Source organism: Mycobacterium sp. E3298, assembly GCF_001666895.1.
In the GTDB taxonomy this organism is placed as follows: domain Bacteria; phylum Actinomycetota; class Actinomycetes; order Mycobacteriales; family Mycobacteriaceae; genus Mycobacterium.
In genome coordinates, this window is record NZ_LZJB01000628.1 from 1 (window position 1) to 14,356 (window position 14,356).

Below are 14,356 nucleotides of genomic sequence, written 5' to 3' on the forward strand. Positions count from 1 at the left end.
CGTCGTCGCTCTTGCTGGGGTTGATGATGGCGGCGGTGAGCCGGTCGCAGGCGGGGAGTTGCAGCGCCCGGTAGGCGGTGAACCGTCCTTGCAGTGCCTGCCATTCTTTCGGGGCGGGGATGCCTGCGTCAACCAGCGTTTGTACGGCGCGGAGGTGTTCGGCGAATCGGTCGCTTAGTCGCGTGGTGGTCATTTTGTCTTGTGCTCCTTTACTTGGTGCCGCCGGATGTAGCCGCGCAGGGCTCGTGTGGCTTTGGTTTTCGGGTCGGCGTCGTCGCGGCGGGCTTCGGTGTAAACCTCGCGGGCCTCCTCTTCGGTGAGGAGGGAAAGGTTTTCGACTAATTCTTGTTTGTCGTACGGCATGGTTTTGATCCTTTCCTATTTCGCACGGCTTGTGTTGCTGCCGCGAATCTGGTTGCCGCGTCGGGAATGACAGGGATTCCGGCTGGCTGCTCGTGGTGGGCGGGGCTGTGGTGTGCGGCGGAATCTTCGCGGGCGGCACGCCAGTTGCGGCGATGCTGTCGGGTCATTCGGTTCGGCTCAATTCATGTAGGTGGAATTAGGCCATGCAAGTTGCCCGACCGGGTGCTCGTGCATCCAGTAGTAGTCGCGGCAATCATCTGAGCAGAACGCGCCCTGCCGATAGCCCGGGACTGGACGGGACCCGTTGTCGGGCAGGTAGGGGCGGCCACATTGCGCGCAGTCAACGGTGCGCCGGCATTCCTCAGAGCAGAATCCCCAACGCTCTTTCTCGTCGCACCTCTGGCAGGGTTGCCGCCCGGGTGTGTTGCAGGCGCACGGGGAGGACGGTTTCTCGCTGGGGTCGGGGATGAACAGCCGCTCGCATCGCTCACAGACATGCCAGCCGTCATCGGTTATCACAGCGGCCTTCCGGATCACGAAGCCGGGCAGGGCGTTCTCGCAGCCTCCCAGGCGTTCAAGTCGCAAAAACGCCTGATAGCTGCCGATCTGATACGCAATACAGGTTGGGATGACGTAGTCGTTGTTGGTGTCGGCCCAGGCGATGAGGCGGGCGTGTAGCTCGGCGGGGTCGTCAGTGGCCCAGTCGTCATCCGCACGGTCATGGTCGGTAGCGGTCATTTTGGATCCCCCTACTCTCAGGTGTTTGCTGGTGGTGTGGTGGGTTGGTTGGGTGAGGCTGTTTCAGCGGTCTCGCGGGACAATCGCGGAACTGCCAAAACCGACAAAACTAGGGGTTTTGTCAGTTATGCGGTTTTTGCGATTGGCCCGCGTGCGCGATACTTTTTCGACGGGGGTCGGCCACCCCCTTCCGGTTTCTTTTGCTGAATCGGCAGCAGATAGCCGTGATCGACCAATCTTTCGACAGCCGGCATCATGGCCTCGCGCTTCGGGAACCGGGTGCGGCTGAGCGCCCGGAACAGGTCGCGCTCGGAGATCACGTCGGGCTGGGCAACAGCATCTTGGCGCTGCCTGATGGTCAGTGCCTCAACGCGGGCGAGAACGTACACGGCGTCAGCCAGGCCCGGGTCGGCCTGCATCTCGGCGAACGCGGCGATGGCGCATGCTTTGAAGTAGCCGCCGAGGTTGGCCGCCGCCAAGACCGTCGAAACGTCGATCGGCTGGCGGTGACCCTTCTCAGCGCCGAGATCGGCGAGGTGCAGCATCCCAGTGAGGCGCGCGATCAGACCGGTGTACTTGTTGCCCCAATCCTTCAGGTGAGCCAGCGGCCCTTCGTCGCGCAGCTCCACCTCGACGTTTTCGGCGATGGTGAGGATGGTTTCGCGGGCGCCGGCGGTGAGTTGCAGTCCCATGGGGTCGCCGCCCCAGCCCCGGAGGTCGGCGGCCAGGTCGGTGACAGCTAGGGCGTAGGCGTCGACGGTGTCTTGGTTGAGTGGCGCGACCCGGGAGAGGCGGTAGCCAACGCGGGAGACGGGCAGGGCGTAGCAGAAGCGGGCCAGTAGGCCGCGCCCCCGAAAGACCGGGTTGGCGGCGATGGTCTCTAAGACCTGAGGTTGAATCATTAGTCCGAGGGTCAGCGCCGGACAGGGGATGCAAGCGGGTGGCTGGCCTTTGCGGTCGATGGTCACCGGGTCGCCGCTGTGGCCTTTGGTGAATACGTCGATGTTGGGAATGTTGTGGCTGTAGCGGCCGCCGACAAGTTCGAACAGCCCGCCTTCAGTGGAGACAATCCCGAGTCTGCCGCCCTGCTCGGCGAGTAGGGCGCCGGTAGCTTCCGGGGTGATGTCGTCGGCGAGCAGCCTTGGAATAGGTGGGATTTCGATTTCCTCCACGGCGGCGGTGGCTTCGAGCGCCGCCTTGTCCTTTTCGGCGCGCTTCTCAGCGCCGGCGTTGACGGCGTCCGAGCGAAGTTTGGCGGCGTGCTTGATGGCTAGTTGCCGGGTGGCGATGGCCTCGGCGCGTTCGCGGTGCGCGGCCTTCGCTAGCCGCTGTTCGGCGGTGCGCAGAGGCGCTGTCATTGCCTGCTGCACAGCAGATTTGCGCTCGCCAGAGTATGCGATGGTGGCGCTGTAGATGACCAGCGGCTCGACCCATCCGGGGCGCACCTGGACGCGAGCGTTACCGCCCGTGCATACGGAAATCGCGGTTAGCGCGGAGGTGCCAGCCATCGCCGGGTCAGTTTGGGTGGTCTCGGAGACCGCCTTAGCCATGTCCCGGTACGGGCCGGGAAGTGCGCTCAGAGGGAAGTCGGGTAGCTCCACCGGAGCGGACAGCGGGATCGGGTCATCGTCGAACTGTTCGCGGTAGTCGTCGGCGTAGTCCTGCTCTCGGTCTCGGTCGTAAACACTCATGCGATCCCCCGCCGGATGTAGCCGCTGCTACGTCGAGCGAATATCGCGGCGGCGATGGACCGCCAATCGGCCGCGCTTGCTACCTCGCGTGATGCTTCGGCGAGCCGTTCTTGGCCGCACTCGACCCTGAGGACATGGTGGCGGGCGGCATCCAGCACCGCAGCCCACTTAGCCGGGTGGTTGTCGGGCAGGTCAAACCACGGCTGACTTCCCGCCATCGGCCAGTCGCCGGCGGCATCAAGGTAGGGCCGCACCCACTGGTGAAAGTCCCAGAACCGGACGGTAGCGCTACCCATCGGAGCCTGCCAGTTCGTACTGCGACGCCAGTCTGTCGAGCAGGGGCCAGGCCTCGGGGGGTAGCCGGCGGGCGGCCAGCCGCAACGCATCACGGAACCCGTACCCGAAACCGTCGCGCCATGCGCAGGCGTACCGCCCGACGTGTCGGGGCGTCGTTGTACGCTTGGCGGTGCTGGTGGTGGAGTTATCTGACTCTGCGGCGGGTGCCGGCCTCCTAGGCGAGGGGCCGGCCGCGTCGTTTTCGGGCGGCCCCGCCGACCTCTGATCGCGACTCATGGCACTGGACTCCTGCGGACCTGTCGTAGGACATGGTTGACAGCGGTTTCGCCGGTGGGGTCCAAATAGGCTGTGACGCGGCCTATTTCGGGATCTGCCAGCATCCGGCGGCGCTGCTGTGCAGACAGTTGCAACTTGTTGGTCAGGAAGTCGAGGAACGTCCAGCCGTTATGCATCACCCGGGCCTCGTACTGGCGCACAGTGCGGCTGACCCTGCTCGGTGACATTTCGACGCCCAGGTTGACGAGAATGGTGTGGGTAGCCGTGATGGCCTGTTGTGTCTGGCTGCGGGCCTCGGCGCTGGTACTTCCGCCGGATCGGGGCTTGGTGATAACCGGCGGTGGGCTCATGCGTTCACCTCGGCGTTGTACTGCTCCTCAAGCCACGCGGCCAGATCGGATTCCTTGTACATCACCTTGCGCGCGCCTAGCCGGAAGGCTTTCGGGCCGGTTCGCTGATGCCGCCACCAGCGCAGCGTGGCCGGCGGCACATTCAAAATTTCGGCGGCCTGGTCGGTCGTCAACAGCTGGTCTACATCCATGTATTCCGTCCTCGCATATTTTCTTCATGCGTCCAGACCATAATTTCACCAGTGGATGGGTAATGGCGTCAAGCGGCTAGCGCATGTACCGTTTGTGCGTGTGGAGCATGACGGGTTCTCCGGCGAGGCGGCCGAGTACGCGCGCAGCGGCGCGCAAACCTTCGGCGCGCGAGTCAGGGATCTCCGCAAGGCGAAGGGGCTAAGCCAAGAGGACTTGGCACGAGACCTATCGTTCAGCGGACGGTCCTACCACCAGACGACAATCGCGAAGCTGGAAAGTGGCTCCCGGCCGACGTCGGTGGAAGAGCTGTACTTGCTGGCGTTGGTCTTGGACGTTGAGGTCGCTGACTTTTTTGGGCCCGATCCGGAAATGGAGATCCGTCGACAAATCGCTGAATGTGCGTCGGAGTTCCTTCGCCTTTCCAATGAACTGAAAGCCATAAGCATGCAGCGGGAGATGCTGCAGGCCCGCCAAGCAGAGGTGGCCGAAAAACTCGACCGTCTGCTACCGCCTGAGCAACGTCAGGCATTTTCAAGGAAGGCGTAGGGCGCCTAATGGCCAGCATCAAGAAGCGCGCCGACGGCGTCTGGCGTGCGCGCTACCGCGACGAAACCGGCAAGGAGCACGCCCGCCACTTCGGCCGTCGGGTCGACGCTCAGCGGTGGATCGACGAGGTGACCAGCTCGGTGGTCACTGGCAGCTATGTCGACCCGAAAGCCGGGGCGATGACCTTGGCCGACTTCTACAAGGAATGGGCGGCCAGGCAGGTGTGGGCGCCCGGCACCGTCAAAGCGATGAACCTGGCGATCAACTCGGCCCCGTTCGGGGATCTGCCCATGCGCTCGATCAAGCGCTCGCACATAGAGACGTGGATCAAGACGATGGCGGCAGCCGAGTTGGCGCCGGGCACGATTCGGACCCGGCTCAACAATGTTCGGGCGGTGTTTCGGGGAGCGCAGCGAGACAGGGTGGTCGGCTCGGACCCCTGCGAGGCCGTCACACTGCCGCGGACCCGCCGCCCCGAGGTTGCTATGCGCATCCCCGCCCCCGAGACAGTGGGCAAGATCATGGGAGCGGCCGAACCGTGGTTCGCCGCTTTGGTCGGGTTGTGCGCGTTCGCCGGCCTGCGGCTGGGGGAGGCGGCCGGGGTCCAACTCGATGACATCGACTGGCTGCGCAAGACCCTGACCGTGTCCCGGCAAGTGCAGCGTGCTGGCCGCGGCAACGTCGAGATCCGGCCCCCCAAGTACGGCTCTGAGCGGGTGGTGTACCTGCCCGACGAGTTGATCGTGATGCTGTCCGAACACATCCACGCGATGGGCGTGCTGCCGGGCGGCTGGTTGTTCGTCGGGGCTGGGGGTAATCCTCCGCACCAGGACACCGTCCGGGGGGAGTGGCTCCGGGCGCTGGCCGGTGCCAAGGTGTCGGGGGTCAAGCTGCACGATCTGCGGCACTTCTATGCCAGCGGGTTGATCGCCGCGGGCTGCGACGTGGTGACTGTGCAACGGGCGCTGGGGCACCGCTCGGCCACCACCACCTTGAGCACCTATAGCCATCTCTGGCCGACGGCCGAGGACCGCACCCGCAGGGCTGCGGCAGCTGTGATGCGGACTGCGCTCGCGGATTCTTGCGGACTTTCTGCGGACTCTGGACGTCGTCAGGGACGGGCAAAACCGCTCTGAAGTGCGGAAACTACCGGACCGCCAGCCAGCCCTCGACGTTGCGGTAGAACGTCGAGCGGCGCGCCGGCCGCGGCGCGGGTACGCCGTCGCGCACCACGTCGACGCCGGTGCTGCCCAGCTGGACCGCGCGCCCGGCGACCCAGCGGCGCCGGCCAACGCGGGCGCGCAGGCCGGGCACGGCCAGCGTCGGCTCGACGTGCACGCCGGGGACGTCCCCGTCGAACAACACGGTGTCGTCGACGACGGCCTCGCCACGCAGCGATCGCCCCTCGGACGGCAGCCAGCTCGCCCGCCCGACGACCACCGATCCGGTCTCGTCGCGGACCAGGGTCACCCGCCGCGCGGTGCCACGCCGGGCTCGCCGCGCCGCGCGCCGCCCGGCGGGCAGGCGGTAGGCCCGGCTCGCGCGGGTACGGCGGCGCGGCACGTAGGCCACCTCGACGTCGAGCCGCCCGGCGCGCAGCAGCCCGGTCAGCACGGCGGCCAGCTCGGCGTCGGCGCCGACCACCACCAGCCGCCGGTACGGCCCGATCGCGGAATCGGGATCGGCGCCGTGGACCGGCAGGCCGACCAGCGGTCGCGGCACCCGGCGATCACCGAACAGCAGCACCGCTACGGCGCCGTCTTCTGTGTTCACCAATAGCCTTGTCTTTCAATGCCTCTCGCGCACTCATCAGCCAGACCATTTGGGGGCCGGATAATCTCGTCATCACGACGTAGTCACAACATGATCTCGGACTGCGAAAGTTGTTGCGCCACCGCCCGATGGCAACCGGATACTTTACTCCTGCCACGGGGTCAACGAATGGGTGGCCAAGAGAACGGAGAACTGCCATTCGCCGACTCACCGCCTTCCTCTCAAACGCGCGAATCGCGCCGCCCGTGTCTGGTACCGGCCCGACGCGCGTCCGTTGCTGACGAGGCGACTCCGCCGTGCCGGCGCCGTGGCGGTTTCGGCTGTCCTGTTGTGCGTCGAGCCTGCGACGGCCTCGGCCGACGAATCGATCGTGATCGACCTGGTGCGGCATGGCCAGTCGGAGGGCAACGCGGCGCGGGTGATCGACACGGCGGTGCCCGGAACGGTGCTCACCGCGCTCGGGCAGCAACAGGCGCAGAACATCGCCACCACGCTGGCCGCGCAGGGTCCGCTCGCCGGGATCTTCGCGTCGCAGCTGACCAGGACCCAGCAGACGGCCGCCCCGTTGGCGGCCGCGTTGGGGATGAATGTTCAGGCACTGCCCGGCCTCAACGAGATCGACGCCGGCGCGTTCAACGGGCAACCGCAGTTCAGCCTCGCCGGGCTGGCGTACCTGCTGGGGCCGGTGGCGTGGTTGCTTGGGCTGCGCATCGTGCCGATGCTGGCTCCGGGCTCCACCGACGCCAACGGATTCGAGTTCCACAAACGCTTCAACGGCGCGCTGCAGACGATGTACGGCAACGCGGCGACCGACGCGGGTCGCTTCAACGACTCCCTGCAAACGATCTACGGCAACGCCATGGCCAACCCGGTCCGGGCCGCGGGCGGCAAGATCACCGAGGTGGCGTTCTCCAGCGAGTTCGCCATCGGCGTCGGGACGATGATGAGCGTCAGAAACCCCGATCCACTGCTCCTGCTGTTCGACCCGCTGCCCAACGCCGGTGTCGTCGTGGTCCAGGGCAACCCGCACGATGGCTGGACGCTGGTCAGCTGGAACGGCAAACCGGTGTGGCCGGGCTGGGCGGCCAAGAGGACCGAGCGCGACCCCAAGCAGCCCCTGTGCCTGATGCTGGAGGCACCGACCGCCGGCGGCGTATGCGCTGCTAAACCGCCCACGACGCCGTAAGTCCCGGCCGTGGAGGACACGAGCCGCGACCAAACGGCCCTTGTCGCGGGTACGTCGCTGCCCGACGTTTAGGATCGCCACGTGAGAGCGTCAAGCAAAGATGCCTCCAGCTACGCGCACGGTCCCGGAGCGCTCAACCGAGACCCTGGTGCGGGCAGGCAGCTCGAGCCACCGGGCGATGCCGCAAGCCGTTGCAGCGCTGCGAGATACGGTGCGTTGCCAGTAGAACCACAGTAAGCAGGCGGGAGCAAGTCATGCCGGCAATCGTCCTCATCGGCGCCCAATGGGGCGACGAGGGCAAAGGTAAGGCCACTGACCTGCTCGGTGGGCGCGTGCAGTGGGTGGTGCGCTATCAGGGGGGCAACAACGCCGGCCACACCGTCGTCCTGCCCAGCGGCGAGAACTTCGCGCTGCACCTGATCCCCTCGGGCGTGCTGACCCCCGGCGTCACCAACGTGATCGGCAACGGTGTGGTGGTCGACCCCGGCGTACTGCTCGACGAGCTCAAGGGCCTCGAGGACCGCGGGGTGGACACCACCAAGCTGCTGATCTCCGCCGACGCGCACCTGCTGTTGCCCTACCACGTCGCGATCGACAAGGTCACCGAGCGCTACATGGGCAACAAGAAGATCGGCACCACGGGCCGCGGCATCGGGCCGTGCTACCAGGACAAGATCGCGCGCCAGGGCATCCGCGTCGCGGACGTGCTCGACCCCGACCAGTTGACGCACAAGATCGAGGCCGCGCTGGAACTGAAGAACCAGATCCTGGTCAAGATCTACAACCGCAAGGCGCTGGACCCGCACCAGGTCGTCGACGCCCTGCTGCATCAGGCCGAGGGCTTCCGGCACCGCATCCGCGACACCCGCCGGCTGCTCAACACCGCGCTCGAGACCGGCGAGACGGTGCTGCTGGAGGGCTCCCAGGGCACCCTGCTCGACGTCGACCACGGCACGTATCCCTATGTGACGTCGTCGAATCCGACCGCAGGCGGCGCGGCCGTCGGGTCCGGCATCGGTCCCACCCGCATCACCACCGTGCTCGGGATCCTCAAGGCCTACACCACCCGGGTGGGTTCCGGGCCGTTCCCCACCGAGCTGTTCGACGCCAACGGCGAATACCTGTCGAAGACGGGCGGCGAGTTCGGCGTCACCACCGGGCGGCGCCGCCGCTGCGGCTGGTTCGACGCCGTGATCGCGCGCTACGCCACCCGGGTCAACGGCATCACCGACTTCTTCCTGACCAAGCTCGACGTGCTCTCCAGCCTGGAGACGGTCCCCATCTGCGTCGGTTACCGCATCGACGGCGATCGCACCAACGACATGCCGATGACGCAGAGCGACCTGGCGCGCGCCGAGCCGATCTACGAGGAACTGCCCGGCTGGTGGGAGGACATCTCCGGCGCGCGCGAATTCGACGACCTGCCCGCCAAGGCGCGTGACTACGTGCTGCGGCTGGAAGAGCTTGCCGGGGCGCATGTTTCGTGCATCGGCGTCGGGCCGGGGCGGGAACAGACGATCGTGCGCCGCGACGTGCTGGCGGCGCGCCCGTGACGGAACCGGACCCGAAAGAACTCGACCCCGACTACGAACACCACGGCGGCTTTCCCGAATACGGCCCGGCCAGCCCGGGCCCGGGCTTCGGCCGGTTCGTCGCGGCCATGCGCGCGCTGCAGGACCTGGCGGTGTCCGCCGACCCGGGTGACGACGTGTGGGACGACGCGGCCGACCGCGCCGCGGCGCTGGTGCAGCTGCTCGGCCCGTTCCAGGCCGACGAGGGCAAGGCACCGGCCGGGCGCACGCCCGACCTGCCCGGCATGGGCAGCCTGCTGTTGCCGCCCTGGACGTTGACCAGGTACGCGCCGGACGGCGTCGAGATGACCGGCTACTTCAGCCGGTTCCATGTCGGCGGAAACCACGCCGTGCACGGCGGTGTGTTGCCGCTGCTGTTCGACCACATGTTCGGCATGGTGTCGCACGCCGCGGGACGGCCGATCAGCCGCACCGCGTTCCTGCACGTCGACTACCGCAAGGTCACCCCGATCGATGCGCCCCTGGCTGTGCGCGGCCGCGTCACGAGCACCGAGGGCCGCAAGGCGTTCGTCGCCGCCGAACTCGTCGACGGTGACGACGCGGTGCTGGCCGAGGCCAACGGGCTGATGGTGCGGCTGCTTCCCGGTCAACCTTGAGTTGCCCGCCGCGCACCTATCCTTGAGCGGTGACCGACGGACCCGACGACAAGACGACCGCGCTCACCGTCCCGCCGCAACCGCCGGCGGGGAAGGCCGACACCCGGCCGCGGGTGGCGTTGGTGGGCGCCGGTGAGCTCGCCCGCGAACTGGCGATCGCCCTGGGCCGCCTCGGCGCGCGGGTGATCGCCCTCGACGAGCGCGCCGACGCCCCCGCGCACGCGGTGGCCGATCAGTCGCTGGTGGTGGCGATGACCGATGCAGACGAGCTGACCAAGGCGATTCGCGGGCTGCAGCCGGACTTCGTGGTCACGACCACCGACGCCGTCGCGGCCCAAGCTCTGGAGGGGCTCGAGGGCCCGCAGCTGGTGCCCAGCGCGCATGCCGTGCGGCTCGCCGCCGACCGCGAGGGCCTGCGTCGGCTGGCCGCCGACGAGCTGGGGCTGCCCACCGCGCCGTTCTGGTTCGTCGGCTCGGCCGGCGAACTCGAGGCGGTGGGCGCGCACGCCGGTTACCCGCTGCTGGTGCAGCCGGTGCTCGCGGGCGCCGGGCGGGGCCAGTCGGTCGCGTCGGGTCCCGACGACATCGGGCCGGCCTGGCAGCGCGCGACGAGAGGCCACGGCGAGCAGCACCGGGTGCTGGCCGAGACCGTCGTGGAGGTCGAGTTCTACGTCACCCTGCTGGCGGTGCGCAGCGACGGTCCGCAGGGGCCCCGGATCGACTTCTGCTCACCGGTCGGCCACCCCGAGCCCACTCCCGACGTGCTCGAGTCCTGGCAACCGCAGAGCATGACCGCGGCCGCGATGGACGCCGCCAAATCGATCGCCGCGCGGATCGTCAAGGCGCTCGGCGGGCGCGGCGTCTTCGCCGTCGAGCTGATGATCAACGGCGACGAGGTGTACTTCGTCGACGTCACGCCCCGCCCCACCGACAGCGCCTGGGCGACGGTGCCCAGCCAGCGGCTGTCGGCGTTCGAACTGCAGGCCCGCACCGTCCTCGGGCTGCCGGTTGACACCATCATGATTTCGCCGGGCGCGGCCCACCGGGTGGAGCGCGCCGACGCGCCGCCCGTCGCGATCGCCGGGGCGCTGGGCGTGCCGGAAAGCGACCTTCGCCTGGCCGGGCGGGCATTCCAGGCGCTGGCGACGGCGCCGGACGTGACGGCCGCGCGCGACCGCGCGCGCGACGTCGCGGACCGGCTGGCGGTGCGGCACCAGGGCCCGCACAGCTCGGTCACGCGAGAGGCGCGGTTGTAACCTCGCTACCATCCGAGGTCATGAGCACAGAGCGCACAGGCTCCTACGCCGGAGACATCACGCCAGAGCAGGCATGGAAGCTGCTGAGCGACAACCCCGACGCGGTGCTGGTCGACGTGCGCACCGACGCCGAATGGCGGCTCGTCGGCGTGCCCGACCTGTCCAGCCTGGGCCGCGAGGTGGTGTTCATCGAGTGGAACACGTCCGACGGCACCTTCAACGCCAACTTCGCCGACGAACTGCGCGACCGGGTGCCCGAGACCGAATCCGTACGGCCGGTGGTCTTCCTGTGTCGCTCGGGCAACCGCTCGATCGGTGCCGCCGAGGTCGCCACCCGGGCCGGCATCACCCCGGCCTACAACGTGCTTGACGGGTTCGAAGGCCACCCGAACGCCCAGGGGATTCGCGGTGAATCAGGTTGGCGCGCAATCGGATTGCCCTGGAAGCAGCTATGAGTTCACCGTCGGGGGATTCCGTCCGCGAGCCCAAGGCGCTGCCCGACGGCGTCAGCCAGGCCACCATCGGCGTACGCGGGGGACTGCTGCGCTCGGGGTTCGACGAGACCGCAGAGGCGATGTTCCTGACGTCCGGGTATGTCTACGATTCGGCGGCCGTCGCGGAGAAGTCCTTCACCGGCGAGCTGGACCACTTCGTCTACTCGCGGTACGGCAACCCGACCGTGACGATGTTCGAGGAGCGGTTGCGCCTGATCGAGGGCGCGCCGGCCGCGTTCGCCACCGCGAGCGGCATGGCGGCGGTGTTCACGTCGCTGGGCGCGCTGCTGGCCGCCGGGGACCGGCTGGTCGCGTCGCGCAGCCTGTTCGGCTCGTGCTTCGTGGTGTGCAACGAGATCCTGCCGCGCTGGGGCGTCGAGACCGTGTTCGTCGACGGCGACGACCTGGCGCAGTGGGAGGAGGCGCTGTCGAAGCCGACGCAGGCAGTGTTCTTCGAGACGCCGTCGAACCCGATGCAGTCGCTGGTGGACATCGCCGCGGTGGTCGAGCTCGCGCACGCCGCGGGCGCAAAAGTGGTGTTGGACAACGTCTTCGCAACTCCGCTGCTGCAGCAGGGCATTCCGCTGGGCGTCGACGTGGTGGTGTACTCGGGCACCAAGCACATCGACGGTCAGGGCCGGGTGCTGGGCGGCGCGATCCTGGGCGACAAGGAGTACATCGACGGCCCGGTGCAGAAGCTGATGCGGCACACCGGACCGGCGCTCAGCGCCTTCAACGCCTGGGTGCTGGTGAAAGGCCTTGAGACACTGGCGGTCCGGGTGGAACACAGCAATTCCTCGGCGCACCGGATCGCGGAATTTTTGGAGACCCATCCTGCGGTGAGTTGGGTCCGCTACCCGTTCCTGCCGTCGCACCCGCAGTACGACCTGGCCAAGCGCCAGATGTCGGGTGGGGGGACGGTGATCACCTTCGCGCTCGACTGCCCCGACGACAAAGCCAAGCCGCGGGCGTTCGAGGTGCTGGACAAGCTGCGGCTGATCGACATCTCCAACAACCTGGGCGACGCGAAATCCCTTGTCACACATCCGGCCACGACCACCCACCGGGCGATGGGCCCGGAGGGGCGCGCAGCGATCGGCCTGGGCGACGGCGTGGTGCGAATCTCCGTCGGGCTCGAGGGCGCCGACGACCTGATCGCCGACATCGACCAGGCTTTGAGCTAGTCGAAGGGCTAACCGGCCTGCTTCTCGGCGGCTTCGATGCGTTCGGCCGCCGCCAGTGAGCCCTCCTGCGCCTGGCGCTCCACCCAGTCCACCACCGGCCGGGCGTACATCATCTGGCTGGTGATGGCCATCTGGCCGCGGGTGCGGCCCAGGAAGGAAATGCCCCAGGAGAACATGGCGGCGATGCGGTTGCGGAACCCGACCAGGTACAACAGGTGCAACAGCAGCCACGCCAACCAGGCGATGAAGCCGCCGAACTCCAGCTTTCCGACCTTGGCGACGGCGCTGTACCGCGAAATGAGGGCCATGCTGCCCTTGTCGAAGTAGTTGAACGGCTTCCGGTTGGCCGGGTCGTCCTGGCCCTTCACCGCCTGCTTGATCAACTTGGTGACGTAGTGCGCCCCCTGGATCGCGCCCTGGGCCATCCCGGGGACGCCGGGCACCGACATCAGGTCGCCGATGACGAACACGTAGGGATGCCCCTTGACGGTGAGGTCGGGCTCGACGATCACCCGCCCGGCGCGGTCGGTCTCGGTCCCGTCGGACTGCTCGGCGACCATCTTGCCCAGCTCGCTGGCCTGCACGCCGGCGGCCCACACCTTGCACGCGCATTCGATGCGCCGCTCGCCGCCGTCCTTCTCCTTGACGGTGATGCCCATGTAGTCCACCGAGGTCACCATGGCGTTCAGCTGCACCTCGACGTCCATCTTCTGCAGCCGCCGTTTCGCCTTCAAGCCCAGGTTCTCGCCCATCGGCGGCAACACCGCGGGCGCGGCGTCGAGCAGGATGACCCGGCACTCGCTGGGCGTGATCGTCCGGAACGCCCCGGCCAGGGTGCGCTCGGCGAGCTGGACGATCTCGCCGGCCAGCTCGACCCCGGTCGGGCCCGCGCCCACCACCACGAACGTCAGGCGGCGCTGCCGCTCGGCCGGGTCGGTGGCGACTTCGGCCGCCTCGAACGCGCCGAGGATGCGGGCCCGCAGCTCGAGGGCGTCGTCGACGCTCTTCATGCCGGGCGCGAAGGCGGCGTACTCGTCGTGGCCGAAATAGGACTGCTGCGCGCCGGCGGCGACGATGAGGCTGTCGAAGGGCGTCACGGTCTCCATGCCCATCAGGTGCGACGTCACGGTCTTGGCCGTCAGGTCGATGGCGTTGACGTCGCCCCACAGCACCCGGACGTTCTTCTGCCTGCGCAGGATCAGCCGGGTGGTCGGGGCGACGTCGCCCTCGGACAGGATGCCGGTGGCCACCTGGTACAGCAACGGCTGGAAGAGGTGGGTCGTGGTCTTGGAGATCAGGGTGACGTCGACGTCGGCCCGCTTGAGTGCCTTGGCCGCGTTCAGGCCACCGAATCCGCTTCCGATGATGACGACGCGATGACGCGACATGCTCACCCCCTTACCGTACGACGCCGCCGGAAAGCGGCTAGAACGGCCACCCGTTGGAGTTGTCCTTGAATTTGCCGTTGACCGCGGTGCAGAAGTCGTCCGCGGTGCCGGCCAGCAACACGTAGTAGGTCTCGCCGCGGCGGCTCTCGTAGGTGTTGGGGGTGCTCCAGCCGCTGTTGCACAGCGAGGTCTGGGTGCCGGCCGTGGCGCGCCGCCAGTTGGTCTTGGCGCAGCCGGCCAGGGCGTCGACGTTGGGCGTCGCGCTCTTGGCGGCGACCACCATCGCGCCTCCCCATTGGCCGTCGCTGCGCCGGAAGGCGCGCGCCCCGAATCCGGCGTTGTTCGTCTGGCACGCCAGCGCGCGCCGCATCAGCGAGAAGGGCGCCGCCAGTTGGGAATTGGGGCTCGCAGCGGCGGCCGTGATGAATTGTGGG

General features: G+C 67.9%; 17 protein-coding genes and 1 pseudogene. 8 read left to right on the plus strand and 10 right to left on the minus strand.

Features of this window, described 5'->3' with window-relative positions; genetic code table 11:
• From A9X05_RS28995 to A9X05_RS29020, 7 genes are all read right to left on the minus strand, one after another.
• On the minus strand, positions 1 to 193 hold a 193-nt coding region (locus A9X05_RS28995), incomplete at its 3' end, for a hypothetical protein (protein WP_197499237.1).
• A complete protein-coding gene (locus A9X05_RS31460) occupies positions 190 to 363 on the minus strand; it encodes a hypothetical protein (RefSeq protein ID WP_156737074.1) in 174 nt (57 codons plus the stop codon). The genes A9X05_RS31460 and A9X05_RS28995, both read right to left, overlap by 4 nt.
• A gap of 177 nt (positions 364 to 540) precedes the next feature.
• Positions 541 to 1,101 (minus strand): hypothetical protein, encoded by a 561-nt coding sequence (locus A9X05_RS29000; protein ID WP_067785837.1) that lies wholly within the window; start codon positions 1,099 to 1,101, stop codon positions 541 to 543.
• Between the two features lie 125 nt (positions 1,102 to 1,226).
• Positions 1,227 to 2,792 (minus strand): YfjI family protein, encoded by a 1,566-nt coding sequence (locus tag A9X05_RS29005; RefSeq protein ID WP_067785839.1) that lies wholly within the window; start codon positions 2,790 to 2,792, stop codon positions 1,227 to 1,229.
• Positions 2,789 to 3,088 carry a DUF2742 domain-containing protein gene (locus tag A9X05_RS29010; protein WP_067785842.1) on the minus strand — a complete coding sequence of 100 codons (300 nt, stop codon included), beginning with the start codon at positions 3,086 to 3,088 and terminating at the stop codon, positions 2,789 to 2,791. Before A9X05_RS29010 ends, A9X05_RS29005 begins: the two co-directional genes overlap by 4 nt.
• Before the next feature lie 273 nt (positions 3,089 to 3,361).
• On the minus strand, positions 3,362 to 3,715 hold the full coding sequence (locus A9X05_RS29015) for a hypothetical protein (RefSeq protein WP_231978487.1): 354 nt from the start codon (positions 3,713 to 3,715) through the stop codon (positions 3,362 to 3,364).
• Positions 3,712 to 3,906 carry an AlpA family transcriptional regulator gene (locus A9X05_RS29020; RefSeq protein ID WP_067785845.1) on the minus strand — a complete coding sequence of 65 codons (195 nt, stop codon included), beginning with the start codon at positions 3,904 to 3,906 and terminating at the stop codon, positions 3,712 to 3,714. The genes A9X05_RS29015 and A9X05_RS29020 overlap by 4 nt, the downstream gene beginning before the upstream one ends.
• A 100-nt stretch (positions 3,907 to 4,006) precedes the next feature.
• On the opposite strand from A9X05_RS29020, the gene A9X05_RS29025 reads away from it, so the two are divergent.
• Both A9X05_RS29025 and A9X05_RS29030 read left to right on the plus strand, forming a co-directional pair.
• Positions 4,007 to 4,453, plus strand: a complete 447-nt coding sequence (locus tag A9X05_RS29025) for a helix-turn-helix domain-containing protein (protein WP_067785848.1) — start codon at positions 4,007 to 4,009, stop codon at positions 4,451 to 4,453.
• Positions 4,454 to 4,461: 8 nt separating this feature from the next.
• Positions 4,462 to 5,589 carry a tyrosine-type recombinase/integrase gene (locus A9X05_RS29030; RefSeq protein WP_067785851.1) on the plus strand — a complete coding sequence of 376 codons (1,128 nt, stop codon included), beginning with the start codon at positions 4,462 to 4,464 and terminating at the stop codon, positions 5,587 to 5,589.
• A 10-nt stretch (positions 5,590 to 5,599) separates the two neighbouring features.
• On the opposite strand, the gene A9X05_RS29035 is transcribed toward A9X05_RS29030, so the two are convergent.
• A complete protein-coding gene (locus tag A9X05_RS29035) occupies positions 5,600 to 6,226 on the minus strand; it encodes a peptidase M50 (RefSeq protein WP_067785854.1) in 627 nt (208 codons plus the stop codon).
• Positions 6,227 to 6,500: 274 nt separating this feature from the next.
• Here A9X05_RS29035 and A9X05_RS29040 point away from each other — a divergent pair, with 274 nt between their 5' ends.
• From A9X05_RS29040 to A9X05_RS29065, 6 genes are all read left to right on the plus strand, one after another.
• Entirely contained in the window at positions 6,501 to 7,412 is a 912-nt protein-coding gene (locus A9X05_RS29040; RefSeq protein ID WP_197499238.1) for a histidine phosphatase family protein, read from the plus strand.
• Between the two features lie 254 nt (positions 7,413 to 7,666).
• A complete protein-coding gene (locus tag A9X05_RS29045) occupies positions 7,667 to 8,965 on the plus strand; it encodes an adenylosuccinate synthase (RefSeq protein ID WP_067785860.1) in 1,299 nt (432 codons plus the stop codon).
• The gene (locus A9X05_RS29050; protein ID WP_067759412.1) at positions 8,962 to 9,600 is read left to right on the plus strand and encodes a PaaI family thioesterase; all 639 of its coding nucleotides are present in this window, start codon (positions 8,962 to 8,964) and stop codon (positions 9,598 to 9,600) included. The genes A9X05_RS29045 and A9X05_RS29050 overlap by 4 nt, the downstream gene beginning before the upstream one ends.
• Before the next feature lie 29 nt (positions 9,601 to 9,629).
• Positions 9,630 to 10,856: a formate-dependent phosphoribosylglycinamide formyltransferase gene (purT, locus tag A9X05_RS29055; protein WP_067759416.1), complete on the plus strand. Its 1,227-nt coding sequence runs from the start codon at positions 9,630 to 9,632 to the stop codon at positions 10,854 to 10,856.
• A gap of 20 nt (positions 10,857 to 10,876) precedes the next feature.
• Positions 10,877 to 11,311 carry a rhodanese-like domain-containing protein gene (locus tag A9X05_RS29060; RefSeq protein ID WP_067785863.1) on the plus strand — a complete coding sequence of 145 codons (435 nt, stop codon included), beginning with the start codon at positions 10,877 to 10,879 and terminating at the stop codon, positions 11,309 to 11,311.
• Complete coding sequence (locus A9X05_RS29065) at positions 11,308 to 12,534, plus strand: O-succinylhomoserine sulfhydrylase (protein ID WP_067759420.1); 1,227 nt, start codon at positions 11,308 to 11,310, stop codon at positions 12,532 to 12,534. The genes A9X05_RS29060 and A9X05_RS29065 overlap by 4 nt, the downstream gene beginning before the upstream one ends.
• A gap of 8 nt (positions 12,535 to 12,542) precedes the next feature.
• On the opposite strand, the gene A9X05_RS29070 is transcribed toward A9X05_RS29065, so the two are convergent.
• Both A9X05_RS29070 and A9X05_RS31855 read right to left on the minus strand, forming a co-directional pair.
• The gene (locus A9X05_RS29070; protein WP_067759422.1) at positions 12,543 to 13,922 is read right to left on the minus strand and encodes an NAD(P)/FAD-dependent oxidoreductase; all 1,380 of its coding nucleotides are present in this window, start codon (positions 13,920 to 13,922) and stop codon (positions 12,543 to 12,545) included.
• Between the two features lie 37 nt (positions 13,923 to 13,959).
• Positions 13,960 to 14,356, minus strand: a pseudogene (locus tag A9X05_RS31855) (hypothetical protein); the annotation flags it as partial.